Genomic DNA, 13,338 nt, shown 5'->3' with positions numbered 1-13,338 from the left:
GGCCGGCCGCGCCGGCGTCCGGGCGGAGCGGAGCCGGCGGCGGGCGGACGAGGCCAGCTGGCGGCAGGCCGCGGGCGTGCGGCCGACGATCCGTGCGACCTCGGCGAACGGGTAGCCGAAGACGTCGTGCAGGACGAACGCGACGCGCTCGGCCGGCGTCATCGACTCGAGGACGACGAGGAAGGCCATGCTGATCGACTCGTCGAGGGTGACGCGGTCGGCGGGATCGGCCGGGTCGCCCTCACCGCCCGCCGGCGCGCTGATCCACTCGCTCCGGTCGGGCAGCGGCTCCGGGATCCACTCGCCGACGTAACGCTCGCGCCGCGCCCGGGCCGAGCGCAGCAGGTCGAGGCAGATCCGGCTGGCGACGGTGGTCAGCCAGGCGGCGGGGGAGTCGATGGCGTCCCGCTGCTCCGTGGACATCGCGTACCAGCGGGCGTACGTCTCCTGCACGACGTCCTCGGCGTCGGCCAGCGAGCCGAGCAGCCGGTAGGCGACGTTGATCAGCTGCCGGCGCTCGGTCATGATCGCGGCGAGGTCAGGGTCGGTCATGGTCGTCGGCCTCCTCTCACCACTCCGACGAGACAGCGCTGTGAAGTGTGCGGCCTGACGTTCCGCCTCGCCGCGTCGTCGTACTGCTGTCCAGGCATCGCCACCAGAGTGACAGCAGGAGGAACACGATGACGACGAACGAGACGACCGCGCGGCGACGGGCCGTGCTGGCGGTCGCCGGGGCGACGGCGGCGGCGACGCTGCCGTGGGCGGTCGCGGTGATCGCGGGGGCCGATCTGGAGGTGACCACCGCCGGCGTGACGATGGACGTCGGGCTGGCGCTGGTGCTGAGCGGGGCGCTGACGATGTCGCTGGCCGGCTGGGGGCTCCTGGTGTGGCTGGGGCGGCGGACCGGCGACGCGCGGCGGGTGTGGACCGGCGTCGCGCTGACGGTCCTCGTGCTCTCGCTGAGCGGTCCGCTCATGGCCGACGCGGACGGCGACGCCAAGGTCTACCTCATGCTGATGCACCTCGCCGTCGGTGCCGTGCTGATCCCGGGACTGCGGGCGGCGCTCGGCCGGTCCGGCGCGTCGCGCACGTCCGTCACCGGGTAGCCGGTTCGATCGACGGCGGCGGAGTTCCGTCACGGCGTGGGTTGCGTTCGGTGCGCGATCCTGATCGGCTGGGACGATGGACGAGACTGGCTCGCGCACCTTCGCCTGGAGCCGGCAGCTCGCCGACGTGCACGCGACGCTCCGCGCCCGGCTGCGCGACCTGCGCGACGGTTCCGGCGACGACGGCGACCTGCTGACGCACTGCCTGGGCTTCTGCTCGGCGCTCACCATCCACCACGAGGGCGAGGACGGCGGCCTGTTCGCCGAGCTCGTCCGCGCCCGCCCCGACCTCGCCGCCACCGTCGCGGCGCTGCGCGAGGACCACCGGCTGATCGCGGACATCGTCGGCGCCGTCCGCGACCTCGCCGCGGAGTCGGCGGAGGCGACGGCGGACCGGCGGGCCGCGATCCGGCGCGAGCTCGACGGCCTGGCCGCGATCATGGAGTCGCACTTCCGCTACGAGGAACGCGCCATCGGCGCCGCCCTCGGCGACGGCGTCGAGGACACCGGCTGGAGCCGGCCGGTCTTCGGGCTGCGGCGGTGAGCGCGCCGCCGAGCACGGCTGACGATCGGTCGGCGACGACTCGAGGGTGCCCGACGTCCTGGGTCTGAGTCGCGCTTTCGAGCCGGATTCTGCCGTGAAGCGCGACTCAGACCCAGGACGCGACCCCGGGCGCCGGCCAGGCGAGCAGGTAGCGGCCCATGAGCAGCCGCGACAACCGCACTCCGGGCAGCACGGCTCGGGCACAGGCGCCCAGCTCGCGGTAGGTGTGCGGCGGCGGCCAGTGCTGCGGTGCGGAGTGCTCCCACTTGCGCCGCACGCGGTTCGCGACGCCCAGGGAGACGAACGCGGCGGCGGCCCAGGGCAGGTCACGCCGTTCGAACCGGGCGAAGCCGACGACGGCCAGCACGCCACCCGGGCGGACCAGCGCACCGAGCCGGCGCAGCGCCGCCGCGGCGTCCGGCAGGTGGTGCAGCGTCGCGTTCGAGACGACGGCGTCGAAGGAGCCGAGCTGGAACGGATACGTCAGCACGTCGCCGTGGCGCCAGTCCACCGCGGCGTCGGGGAACCGGGCCCGGGCACGCTCCAGTACCGGCGCGTCGGCATCCAGGGCGACCACGCGCCGCGCCGGCGCCGCGCCGCCGTCCGCCGGTGCGAACCCGCCGGCCAGCCGCGCCGCGAGGAAGCCATCGCCGCAGCCGACGTCCAGGACGGGGCCCGCGCCGGGCGGGACGCAGGCCGCCAGCCGGGCGTCGTAGTGGATGTTGGCGTTCCAGGGCTCACGCATCGAAGGCGTCCGGCTCGATGCCACCCAGCCGGTCGGGGTCGTTGAGGATGTCGATCGCGGCGATCCGGCCGTCGACGACGGTGAAGGCCATCACCGCGAACACCCGCCCGCCGATGACGGCCACCGCGCCGGCCGCGCCGTTGACCAGCGCCGGCCGCACGTGCTCGGCCAGCCGCCGGGCCAGCGTCGCCTGACCGGCGACCGTCTTGGCGCCGCGCAGCAGCACCGTCGGCCGGGCCGGGTGCGTGCCGCCGTCCGCGCGCAGCACGACGTCGGGATCGAGCACCGTCACCAGCGCGTCGAAGTCGCCGTCGCGGGCCGCGGCGTAGAACGCGTCGACGGCGGCCCGCTGCCGGGCGAGGTCGGCGTCGGGCGTGGGCGCGGCCTCCTGGACCCGGCGCCGGCCCCGGCTTGCCAGCTGCCGGGTCGCGGCCGGGCTCCGCTCGACCAGCGGCGCGATGTCGTCGAACGGGACGGCGAACAGGTCGTGCAGCACGAACGCCAGCCGCTCGGCCGGGCTCAGGGTGTCGAGGACGACCTGCAGGGCCAGCCCGACGGAGTCGGCCAGCAGCGCCTCCTGCTCCGGGTCGGGTCCGCTCAGCGGGCTGACCACCGGATCGGGCAGCCGCACCGCGGGGTCGCTCTCGTCCAGCGGCACCTCGCCCCGGGTGGTCCGCGACCGCAGCAGGTTCAGGCACACCCGGCCGGCGACCGTCGTCAGCCAGCCACCGAGGTTCTCGACGCCGGAGGTGTCGGTGCGCTGGTAGCGCAGCCACGTCTCCTGAATGACGTCCTCGGCATCGGCCAGCGAGCCGAGCATGCGGTACGCGACGGCGCGCAGGTGCGGCCGGTGCCGCTCGAAATCGTCGTCGGTCATCCGGTCACATTTCCCGATCGCCGCGGGTCAGGGCAGTGGAACCTCAACGGCTGAGAACTGGAGCTGACTGTGACCACACCCCTTCTGGTGACCGGCGGGACCGGCACCCTCGGACGTCTCATCGTGCCACGGCTGGTCGAGGCCGGCCGGACCGTCCGGGTGCTCAGCCGGACGCCGCGCGAGCCGGCCGACGGTGTCGAGTACGTGGCGGCCGACCTGCGTTCGGACGACGCCGAGCGGGCCGTCAGGGCTGCCGTCGACGGCGTCGGCACGGTCCTGCACCTGGCCGGCGGGCCCAAGGGCGACGACGAGGCGACGGCGCGCCTGGCCCGGGCAGCGGCGGACGCGGGCGTGCGGCATCTCGTGCACATCTCGGTGATCGGGGCCGACCGGGTGCCGCTCGCCTGGTTCCGCATGAAGCTCGCCGCCGAGCAGGCCGTGACCGGATCGGGCGTGCCGTGGACCGTCCTGCGCGCCGCCCAGTTCCACGACCTCGTGCTGAAGACCGCGACCGCGATGGCGAGGCTGCCGGTGATCCCGGTCCCCGGCGGCCTGCGCTTCCAGCCGGTCGACGCACGTGACGTGGCCGAGCGGCTGGCCGAGCTGACCCTCGGCGAGCCGGCCGGACTGGTCGCCGACCTCGCCGGTCCGCGGGTCGTGCCGATGGGCGAGCTGCTGCGCTCGTACCTGCGCGCCGCCGGCAAGCGGCGGGCGCTGCTCCCCGTACGGCTGCCCGGCCGGGTGGGTCGCGCCTACCGCGACGGCGACAACCTCACGCTCGACGGCGCCGACCGTGGGACACGGACGTGGGAGGACTACCTCACCGAGCGCCTCGGCCGGCGTTCGCCGTCGCTCTGACGGACGGGCGGGCGCCCACGCCCTCCTCACCGTTGATCTTGGAGTTCTTCGGGTATCAAACGGGCATTTCGGACCGTAATAGGCGAACAACTCCAAGATCAACTCGGTTGCCGGGGCGTGCGTCTCCGGAACCGCCGAGGGGCGCCGCGCCGTAGCCGTCAGGCCACGAAGATGCAGAACGGGTGGCCGGACGGATCGGCGTAGACGCGCAGCGGCTCGTCGGGGTCGTCGATGCGGTCGAGGATCATCCGGCCGCCCAGCTCGAGCACGCGGTCGTGCTGGAGCAGCAGCTCCTCCAGCGACGGGACCGTCATGTCCAGGTGCAGCTGCTGCGGGACGGCGCCGTCCGGCCACGTCGACGGCGTCAGTTCGTCGACCTGCTGGAAGGCGAGCCGGCGCCGGCCGTCGACGTCGAGCAGGACCAGCCAGTCGTCGCCCGCGGGGTCGGGGGTCTCGTCGCCGGGACGGTAGACGTAGCCGAGCAGCCGCCGGTAGAACTCCGCCAGTCCGCGCGCGTCGGTGGTGTCCAGCACGGTCTGCAGCACGCTGGGGTAGGTCGTCATGCCGGCGACCGTACCCGCCGGGTCCGACGTTCATCTCGCGGCGGCGCAGCATCGGCGCAACTGTCACCGGTACCCCCTACCGTTCGCCCATGAGCAGGCTCACCCGTCTTCTGGCCGCCGGCGCCGTCGCCGCGGCCCTCATCCCGACGACGACGGCGGGCGCCGCGGCCCCGGCCGCGGAGAACCCGTGGCTGGAGCGGCGCGTCCTCAACATCGCACACCAGGGCGGCGAGATCGAGGCGCCGTCTGACACCCTCTACGCGTTCAAGTCGGCGCTCGACAAGGGTGCCGACGTGCTCGAGCTGGACGTCCACGCGACGGCCGACGGCGAGCTGGTCGTGCTGCACGACACCACCGTCGACCGCACGACGAACGGCACCGGGCGGGTCGACCGGCTCACCCTGGAGCAGATCCGGACGCTGGACGCCGCGCACTGGTTCGTCCCGGGCTGCGGCACCTGCCACGACGGCGCGCCCGGCGACTACGTCTTCCGCGGCGTCGCGACGGGCGAGCGGCCGGCGCCCGACGGGTACACCGCTGCGGACTTCCGCATCCCGACGCTGCGGGAGGTGCTCGAGACGTTCCCCGGCGTGCTGCTCAACGTCGAGATCAAGCGCACCCGGCCCGAGACGTCGCCGTACGAGCGGACGGTGGCCGACGTGCTGCGCGAGTTCGGCCGCGGCACCGACACCATCGTGGCGTCGTTCTCCGACAGTGCCGTCACCCGGTTCGCGCTGTACAACCGCGACGTCAGCACCTCGCCGGGCACCGAGCAGACGACGGCGTTCTGGCTGAACTCGCTCGGCCCGCTCACCGGCATCACGCTGCACGGGCACCACGCGCTGCAGGTGCCGCCGTCGCAGGCGGGCATCCCGGTGGTGACGGCCGACTTCGTCGCCGACGCGCACCGCCGCGGCCTGGCCGTCCACGTCTGGACCATCAACGACCGCGCGCAGATGGAGCGGCTCATCGACCTCGGCGTCGACGGCATCATGACCGACCGGCCGACGCTGCTCGAGCAGGTGCTGGACGAGCGCGGCCGGTGATCAACAACCGGGTGTCGGCAGCAGCGGCAGCGGCATCGCGCTGACCTCGTCCAACGGCAACACGGTGCGCGAACGACCTCGACGTCAGCGGGCCGAACACCGCCGGCATCGAGCTGCAGAACGAGGCGTCGAACCGGACGGCGGCGGCAACCGGGCCAGCGGCAACGCCGAGGCGGCGCAGTGCTTCGGGGTGGTGTGCACGGCCTGATCACCGCGGTGTGAGCGGACCGGCCGTCGCGGCTCTGGTACGGCGGCGGCCGGTCGGGCATAGTTCGAGGCCGTGGGCGCTTGTACCAAGGCAGTCGCGACGAGGCGACTGGACGAGAGGACCCCGCGCCGATGAACACGCAGGCCCGCCGCATCCAAGGCATCTACATCACGTTGATGCTCGGCAACACGCTCGCCGCGTCGTTCATCTGGGGCATCAACACGCTGTTCCTGCTCGACGCCGGCCTCAGCAACCTGGAGGCGTTCGCCGCCAACGCGTTCTTCACCGTCGGCATGGTGCTGTTCGAGGTCCCGACGGGGGTCGTCGCCGACACCGTGGGGCGGCGGGCGTCGTACCTGCTCGGCACGGTGACGCTGTCGGTGACGACCGCGCTGTACTACCTGATGTGGCAGATCAGCGCGCCGTTCTGGGCGTGGGCCGTCGTGTCGGCGCTGCTCGGCCTGGGGTTCACGTTCTTCTCCGGCGCGGTGGAGGCCTGGCTGGTCGACGCGCTGCACTTCGCCGGCTACGAGGGCAGCCTCGAGGCGGTGTTCGGCCGCGGCCAGATGGTGTCCGGCGTCGCGATGCTGGGCGGCTCGGTCGCCGGCGGCGTCATCGCGCAGGCGACGACGCTGGGCGTGCCGTTCCTGTTCCGGGCCGGCGTGCTGGTGGCGATGTTCGTGGTCGCGTACGTGCTGATGAAGGACCTCGGCTTCACGCCCGACCGGTCGACCAGTACCGGGCGTGTGGTGCGCGGCATCTGGTCGGCGTCCATCGAGCACGGCCTGCGCAACCCGCCGGTGCGCTGGGTGATGCTGGCCGCGCCGTTCACGTCCGGCGTCAGCTTCTACACGTTCTACGCGCTGCAGCCGTACCTGCTCGAGCTGTACGGCGACCCCGACGCCTACTCGATCGCCGGGCTGGCCGCCGCCGTGGTGGCCGGCGCGCAGGTGGTCGGCGGGTACCTCGCGCCGCACTTCCGCCGGCTGGTCCACAAGCGGACGACGGCGCTGATCGGGGGGACGCTGGTCAGCGCGGTCGCGCTGGGGGTGCTCGGCCTGACCGAGGTGTTCTGGGTGGCGCTGGCGCTGCTGGTGGTGTGGGCGCTCATCGGGTCCGCGGAGATGCCGATCCGGCAGGCCTACCTCAACGACATGATCCCCTCCAAGCAGCGGGCGACGGTGCTGTCGTTCGACTCGCTGATGGGCAACACCGGGGGCGTGGTCATCCAGCCGGCGCTGGGCCGGGCCGCCGACGTCTACAGCTACGGCACGTCGCTGGCGCTGGGTGGCGCCATCCAGCTGATCGCCGCGCCGTTCCTGATCGGCAGCCGGCGGCAGCACTCGCCGGCCGATGTCGCCGTCACGGTTCCCGGCTCGCCGGCCGTGACCGCTCCACCGCCGGACGAAGAGCTACAGCGTTGACTTATATAAGTGGGAAGCGATAACGTATCGGTATGCATGCCTTCGACGTGCTCGGCGACCCGGTTCGCCGCCGCATCCTGGAGCTGCTCGCCGACGGCGAGCTGACCTCCGGCGCCGTCACGTCGGTCATCCAGCAGGAGTTCGGCATCTCGCAGCCGGCGGTCTCGCAGCACCTCAAGGTGCTGCGCGAGTCCGGGTTCGCCACCGTGCGGCCCGACGGCGCCCGCCGGCTGTACGCCGTCAGCACAGATCCGCTCCGCGACGTCGACGCATGGCTCGACCGCTTCCGGCGGTTCTGGACCCCTCCTCTGGACGCGCTGGCCACCGAGCTGGCCAGGGGCAAGCGCCAACGCCGGCTGCAGGAGCAGGCCGGCCACGACCCGGACCAGGAGAACGCCCCATGATCGACGTCGTCCAGCAGATCAACGCCGTGCGCCGCCAGGTCGGCTCGCGCACCATCGAGGCCGGCGAGGCCCGCACCGTCACCGTCAGCCAGACCTACCCGGCCGCCGTCGAGGACCTCTGGGACGCGGTGACCAACCAGGAGCGCATCCCGCGCTGGTTCTCGCCGGTCAGCGGCGAGCTGAAGCTCGGCGGCCGCTACCAGGTCGAGGGCAACGCCGGCGGCGTCGTCGAGCGGTGCGACCCGCCGAAGAGCTTCGCCGCCACGTGGGAGTTCAACGGGCAGGTCAGCTGGATCGAGGTCCGGCTCACCCCCGAGGGCGACGAGCGGACCCGGTTCGAGCTCGACCACATCGCCCTCGTGGACGACGAGGGCCTCGCCTTCTGGGAGCTCTACGGCCCCGGGGCGGTCGGCCTCGGCTGGGACCTCGCGTTCATCGGGCTCGCGCTGCACACCGCCGCGGGCGCCGACGTCGCCGTCGACCCGAAGGAGGTCGAGGCCTGGACCATGTCCGACGAGGGCAAGCGGTTCATCGGCCTGGCCAGCGAGCGCTGGCGCGACGCCAACGTCGACTCCGGGTTCGCCACCCCCGAGGGCGCCCAGGCCGCCGCCGACCGCACGACCGCCTTCTACACCGGCGCCGAAGCGCCCCAGCAGGGCTGACGCCCGTCCGGCTCCCGCCGCTGATCGCGCGGCCGGCGGACCTTGTCGGACCCTCGAACTAACGTTCGCCGACATGACGATCATGGCGGAGGCCGGCGAGGCGGTGCGCTGGCGCGGCGGCTACGGGCGCCTGTGGTCGGCCGCCGTGCTGTCCCGGTTCGGCGACGCGGTGCGCAACGTCGCGCTGCCGCTGGTCGCCGCCGGGCTGACGACGTCGCCGTTCCTGCTCTCGCTGGTGTCGGCCGCCGGCTATCTGCCCTGGCTGGTCTTCGGCCTGCTCGGCGGCGCCCTGGCCGACCGCGTCGACCGGCGCCGGGCCATGTGGACGGTCGACCTCGCGCGGGGGCTGCTGGTGGCGGCGTTCGCGACGGCGCTGGCGTTGGGGTATGCGCACCTCGCCGTGCTGGCGGTGCTGGCCTTCGCCCTGACGACGCTGCAGACGCTGTTCGACAACGCGGCGACGGCGATCCTGCCCACGCTGGTGCCCCGGTCGGCGCTGCCGTCGGCCAACGCCCGGCTGATGACCGGGCAGGCGCTGGCCGGGACCTTCCTCGGTGCGCCGGCGGCCGGTCTGCTGGTGACGGCGGGGGTGGCGCTGCCGTTCGCGGTCGACGCGGTGACGTATCTGGTGGCGGCGGCGCTGATCGCGTCGCTGCCGCGGCCGGCCCTGCCCGTGGCGAGTCGGCCGCCAGGGTCGACGTTGCGGTCGGAGATCGCGTCCGGCGTGCGGCGGCTCTGGCGCGACCGGCTGCTGCGCGGCGGCTGCCTGGCGAACCTGCTCGGCAACCTGGTGATCGGCGGACTCCAGGCGCTACTGGTGCTGATCATCACCCGCTGGGCCGGCGCCTCCGACGTCGTGTTCGGGCTGGTGCTCGCGGCGTACGGCGCCGGCGGGGTGGTGGGCGGGTTGGTCGCGACGCGGGTCGGGCGGTGGACCGGCGGCGGGGCGCGGGCCATGGTGCTGGCGATCGCCGCGCAGACCGGGTGCCTGCTCGTCATCGGCGGCGTCGCCCACCCGGCGGCGACGGCGGCGGCGCTGGCGGTCTTCGGGGTGGCGGGCATGGTGGTCAACGTCCACTTCGTCTCGTTGACGCAGCAGCGGACGCCCGACGAGCTGCTCGGCCGGGTCAGCTCCGCCGAGCGCACTCTGGGCATCGTCGGAGCGCCGGCCGGGGCACTGCTGTTCGGGGCGCTGGCGGAGGTCACGGAGGTCAATGTGCCGGCGCTCGCCGGGGCCGCGATCATGGCGCTCGCCGCGATCGTCGTCCACCGGGCGGCCCACGCCGAACGGCCGGACCGGATGTGAGTCTGCGCACGTCGGCTGGATTCTCCATCGGCGATGCAGGTACGCTCCTTGCAGCGAAGGGGAGTAGCCCCCAATGTCGCGGTCGACACACTGACGCTCCGGCGTCCGGCCGCGCGGCCTCGTTCTCGAGGCGGGCGAGACCTTCGACCACTGGCAGTAATGCCGGGGTCGGAGTCTCGCGTCTTCCGGTCCTGGCGCGACCGGAAGGGATCCGATGGCCGACCTGTGGGCCGCGTTCCTCGTGAGCTTCGGCGTCATCTTCGTCGCCGAGCTCGGCGACAAGTCCCAGCTGATGGCGTTGACGTTCGCCACGCGCTTCAAGGCGTGGCACGTCATCCTCGGCATCACCATCGCGACCACCGTCGTGCACCTGGCGTCGGTCGCGATCGGCTTCGGGCTCGGCGAGGCGCTCCCCACCGGCTGGATCAACGTCATCGCGGCGGTCGCCTTCTTCGGCTTCGCGGCGTGGACGTGGCGCGGCGACACCCTGACCGACGAGGAGCAGAGCAAGGCCGAGCGGACCACCCGGACCGCCGTCATCGCCGTCGGCACCGCGTTCTTCCTGGCCGAGCTGGGCGACAAGACCATGCTGGCCACCATCACGCTGGCCGCCGACAACGATTGGACGGGCGTCTGGATCGGGTCGACCGTCGGCATGGTCGCCGCCGACGCGCTGGCCATCGCCGTCGGCCGGTACCTCGGTCAGCGGCTGCCGGAGCGGCTGATCCAGGTCGGGGCCGCCGCGCTGTTCGTCCTGTTCGGCATCTGGCTGCTGGTCGAGGGGATCGCCGAGCTCACCTAGATCCAGCGGCTGAACCACATGCGCGAGCGCCACTCGTCGTACGAGATGAGCTGGTCGACGTGGATGGGGTAGAACCACGCGGCGACCGCGACGACGATCAGCACGTAGCCGCCGGCGATGGCCACCCCGACGGCGCGCCGGCGGGGTGAGGCGTCAGGTGGCCCGATGATCAGCCCCAGCGCGAACGTCACGGCCAGGACCAGGAACGGCGCGATGGCGACGGCGTAGAAGTAGAAGATCGTGCGGTCGGTGAAGAGCAGCCACGGCACCCAGGTCGCGATGACGCCGGCCAGGATCGCGCCGGCCCGCCAGTCGCGGCGGAAGAACCACCACCACAGACACACCAGCAGCGCCGCGCAGGCGCCCCACCACAGCGGCGGCGTGCCCAGCGCGAGCACCGCCTGGCTGCAGCGTTCGGCCTCGCAACCGGCCTGGCCGAGGTCGTAGCCCTCGTAGTCGAACGACACCGGCCGGCCGAGGATGAGCCACTGCCACGCGTCGGACTGGTAGTCGTGCGGGGTGTCGAGGTCGCGATGGAACACCCACATGTCCCAGTGGTAGTGCCAGAGGCTGCGCACCCAGCTCGGGAACAGCGAACCCAGCGTGGACGGGGCGTTCTCCGCCGCCCACTGCCGGCCCCAGCCGTTGTCGGAGAAGATCCAGCCCCACCACGACGCGACGTACACCACGAACGTCGTGCCGACCATCGTCAGGAACGCCACCGGGCCGTCGCGCAGCAGCGAGTTCAGCACCGGGCTCCGCAACTGCGCCGTGCGCCGCGCGCCGATCTCCCACAACACCGTCATCAGGCCGAACACCGCGACCGCGTACAGCCCGCTCCACTTCGTCCCGCAGGCCAGGCCCAGCATGACGCCGGCCGCCAGCCGCCACGGCCGCCACCAGAACAGCGGGCCGTCGCCCGGCTCCGTCAGGCCGCGGGCGAGCCGCGCCTCCGCCCAGTCGGCGTACCTCGCCCGCACCTGGTCGCGGTCGATGAGCAGGCAGCCGAACGCCGCGACGATGAACATCGCCAGGATGCCGTCCAGCACCGCGGTCCGGCTCATCACGATGGACAGGCCGTCGACGGCGAGCAGCAGGCCGGCCACGCAGCCGAGCAGCGTCGACCGGAACAGCCGCCGGCCGATGCGAGCGACCATGATCACCGTCGCGACGCCGCACAGCGCGACGGCGATGCGCCAGCCGAACGGGTCCATGCCGAAGACCCGAATGCCCTGGCCGATGAGGAACTTGCCGACCGGCGGGTGGACGACGAACGACGGCTCGTTCAGGAAGACGTCGAGGTCGCCGTTCAGGATCCGCTCGTTGGCGTCCTCGGTGAACTTGCGCGAGTAGCCGAACAGCAGCTGCGAGTAGGCGTCCTTGGCGTAGTACGTCTCATCGAAGATGATCTTGTTCGGCCGGCCGAGGTCGACCAGCCGGAGCACCGCCGCGACCACGCCCACCAGCAGCGGGCCGATCCAGCCCCAGATGCGGTCGGCAGGCATCGGCCGGACGAGGCGGGACCGGATCGCAGCCGCGGATCTCGCCGTGTCGGATGCCTCGGGGGCGTCAACCGTCTGGGTCACCGGGTCATCCTACGAGTGCTCGCTGTGAAGGGCGGCGCACTGTTGCGCGAGGATGGGCGGGTGGCGAACTCGACGGCGGACGGCATCCTGGTGCTGGCGGGCACCCCCATCGGGGACGTCGGCGACGCTCCGCCGCGGCTGGCGGCCGAGCTGGCCGGGGCCGACGTGGTGGCCGCCGAGGACACCCGGAGGCTGCTGCGGCTGGCGTCGTCGCTGGGCGTGACCATCGCCGGGCGGCTGGTGTCGTACTTCGAGGGCAACGAGTCCGCGCGGACGCCAGAGCTGCTGACGGCGTTGACGGACGGCGCGCGCGTCGTGCTGGTGACCGACGCCGGCATGCCGTCGGTGTCCGACCCCGGCTACCGGCTGGTCGCGGCGGCGGTCGAGGCGGGCGTGCGGGTGACGTCGGTGCCGGGACCGTCGGCGGTGCTGACGGCGCTGGCGGTCAGCGGGCTGCCCGTCGACCGGTTCTGCTTCGAGGGCTTCCCGCCGCGCCGCCCGGGGGAGCGATCGCGGGCCTTCGCGGCTCTGGCGGACGAGCCGCGTACGCTGGTCTTCTTCGAGTCGCGGCACCGGCTGGCCGACACGCTGACGGCGATGGCGGCCGCGTTCGGCGCCGACCGGGCAGCGGCCGTGTGCCGCGAGCTGACCAAGACCCATGAGGAGGTCAAGCGCGGGCCGCTGGGTTCGCTCGCGGAGTGGGCGGCCGAGGACGGGCCGCTCGGCGAGATCACCCTGGTGGTGCAGGGCGCACCGCCCCGCTCGGCGACCGTGACGGCCGCCGATGCGGTGGAGCTGGTGGCCGAGCGCGAGGCCGCCGGGGTGCGCCGCAAGGAGGCGATCGCCGACGTCGCGCGCGACCTGGGGTTGCCCAAACGGGAGGTCTACGCCGCCGTCGTGGCTGCCAAGGCGTCCGAGGGCGTCGTCGACTGAGCGTCGCCGGGCTGGGTTGTCGCGTTGACCGTCGTTGGTGAGTTGGGCCGTCCCCCTGCTGCCCGATTGTCTTGGCCGCGTGCGCGCGCCTCAAGTCCGCGGCCTCTGACTGTGTGCTCTTTGGCTGTGGTTGGGGGCCTTGGACTTGACCCGCGCGCACGCGGCTCAGAACGGGCAGCTATCAGGGGGACGGGGGAGTGTGGCGACGGCTGCCGGGGTCGTCGGCCCCGATACTGTGTGGCGTTGGTGTCGTTCGGCGTCCACTAGGCGAGAT

The 13,338-nt window shown here is 73.0% G+C and carries 15 protein-coding genes; 10 read left to right on the top strand and 5 right to left on the bottom strand.

The window, feature by feature from the left end:
- The coding region (locus DY240_RS00725) for a sigma-70 family RNA polymerase sigma factor (RefSeq protein WP_119658064.1) at positions 1 to 552 on the bottom strand (552 nt) is incomplete at its 3' end.
- A gap of 128 nt (positions 553 to 680) precedes the next feature.
- Between DY240_RS00725 and DY240_RS00720 the strand changes: the two genes are divergently transcribed.
- On the top strand, positions 681 to 1,106 hold the full coding sequence (locus DY240_RS00720; RefSeq protein ID WP_119658063.1) for a DUF6069 family protein: 426 nt from the start codon (positions 681 to 683) through the stop codon (positions 1,104 to 1,106).
- Between the two features lie 76 nt (positions 1,107 to 1,182).
- Positions 1,183 to 1,650, top strand: a complete 468-nt coding sequence (locus DY240_RS00715) for a hemerythrin domain-containing protein (protein WP_119658062.1) — start codon at positions 1,183 to 1,185, stop codon at positions 1,648 to 1,650.
- Positions 1,651 to 1,756: 106 nt separating this feature from the next.
- Here DY240_RS00715 and DY240_RS00710 read toward each other — a convergent pair whose 3' ends face one another.
- The gene (locus DY240_RS00710) at positions 1,757 to 2,395 is read right to left on the bottom strand and encodes a class I SAM-dependent methyltransferase (protein WP_119658061.1); all 639 of its coding nucleotides are present in this window, start codon (positions 2,393 to 2,395) and stop codon (positions 1,757 to 1,759) included.
- Positions 2,388 to 3,272: a sigma-70 family RNA polymerase sigma factor gene (locus DY240_RS00705; protein WP_119658060.1), complete on the bottom strand. Its 885-nt coding sequence runs from the start codon at positions 3,270 to 3,272 to the stop codon at positions 2,388 to 2,390. Before DY240_RS00705 ends, DY240_RS00710 begins: the two co-directional genes overlap by 8 nt.
- A gap of 69 nt (positions 3,273 to 3,341) precedes the next feature.
- Between DY240_RS00705 and DY240_RS00700 the strand changes: the two genes are divergently transcribed.
- Positions 3,342 to 4,130, top strand: a complete 789-nt coding sequence (locus tag DY240_RS00700) for an SDR family oxidoreductase (protein ID WP_119658059.1) — start codon at positions 3,342 to 3,344, stop codon at positions 4,128 to 4,130.
- Between the two features lie 158 nt (positions 4,131 to 4,288).
- On the opposite strand, the gene DY240_RS00695 is transcribed toward DY240_RS00700, so the two are convergent.
- A complete protein-coding gene (locus DY240_RS00695; RefSeq protein ID WP_119658058.1) occupies positions 4,289 to 4,693 on the bottom strand; it encodes a VOC family protein in 405 nt (134 codons plus the stop codon).
- A gap of 89 nt (positions 4,694 to 4,782) precedes the next feature.
- Between DY240_RS00695 and DY240_RS00690 the strand changes: the two genes are divergently transcribed.
- The 6 genes from DY240_RS00690 to DY240_RS00665 all read left to right on the top strand — a co-directional run bounded on the left by DY240_RS00690 (position 4,783) and on the right by DY240_RS00665 (position 10,545).
- Positions 4,783 to 5,739, top strand: a complete 957-nt coding sequence (locus DY240_RS00690) for a glycerophosphodiester phosphodiesterase (RefSeq protein WP_119658057.1) — start codon at positions 4,783 to 4,785, stop codon at positions 5,737 to 5,739.
- A gap of 339 nt (positions 5,740 to 6,078) precedes the next feature.
- Positions 6,079 to 7,371 (top strand): MFS transporter, encoded by a 1,293-nt coding sequence (locus DY240_RS00685; protein ID WP_119658056.1) that lies wholly within the window; start codon positions 6,079 to 6,081, stop codon positions 7,369 to 7,371.
- A 32-nt stretch (positions 7,372 to 7,403) separates the two neighbouring features.
- Entirely contained in the window at positions 7,404 to 7,775 is a 372-nt protein-coding gene (locus tag DY240_RS00680) for an ArsR/SmtB family transcription factor (RefSeq protein WP_119658055.1), read from the top strand.
- Positions 7,772 to 8,437: an SRPBCC family protein gene (locus tag DY240_RS00675; protein ID WP_119658054.1), complete on the top strand. Its 666-nt coding sequence runs from the start codon at positions 7,772 to 7,774 to the stop codon at positions 8,435 to 8,437. The genes DY240_RS00680 and DY240_RS00675 overlap by 4 nt, the downstream gene beginning before the upstream one ends.
- A gap of 73 nt (positions 8,438 to 8,510) precedes the next feature.
- The gene (locus DY240_RS00670; protein WP_119658053.1) at positions 8,511 to 9,743 is read left to right on the top strand and encodes an MFS transporter; all 1,233 of its coding nucleotides are present in this window, start codon (positions 8,511 to 8,513) and stop codon (positions 9,741 to 9,743) included.
- A 214-nt stretch (positions 9,744 to 9,957) separates the two neighbouring features.
- Positions 9,958 to 10,545 (top strand): TMEM165/GDT1 family protein, encoded by a 588-nt coding sequence (locus DY240_RS00665; protein ID WP_119658052.1) that lies wholly within the window; start codon positions 9,958 to 9,960, stop codon positions 10,543 to 10,545.
- Here the strand turns inward: DY240_RS00665 and DY240_RS00660 are convergent.
- Complete coding sequence (locus tag DY240_RS00660) at positions 10,542 to 12,050, bottom strand: dolichyl-phosphate-mannose--protein mannosyltransferase (protein ID WP_119658051.1); 1,509 nt, start codon at positions 12,048 to 12,050, stop codon at positions 10,542 to 10,544. The genes DY240_RS00665 and DY240_RS00660 overlap by 4 nt on opposite strands.
- Positions 12,051 to 12,191: 141 nt before the next feature.
- On the opposite strand from DY240_RS00660, the gene rsmI reads away from it, so the two are divergent.
- The gene (rsmI, locus tag DY240_RS00655; protein WP_199700553.1) at positions 12,192 to 13,064 is read left to right on the top strand and encodes a 16S rRNA (cytidine(1402)-2'-O)-methyltransferase; all 873 of its coding nucleotides are present in this window, start codon (positions 12,192 to 12,194) and stop codon (positions 13,062 to 13,064) included.
- Positions 13,065 to 13,338: the final 274 nt, after the last annotated feature.

The sequence above is a fragment of the Jiangella rhizosphaerae genome (genome assembly GCF_003579925.1).
GTDB lineage: Bacteria > Actinomycetota > Actinomycetes > Jiangellales > Jiangellaceae > Jiangella > Jiangella rhizosphaerae.
Note: the sequence above shows the minus strand (reverse complement) of the source record. Positions and strands in the feature narration are given on the sequence as shown.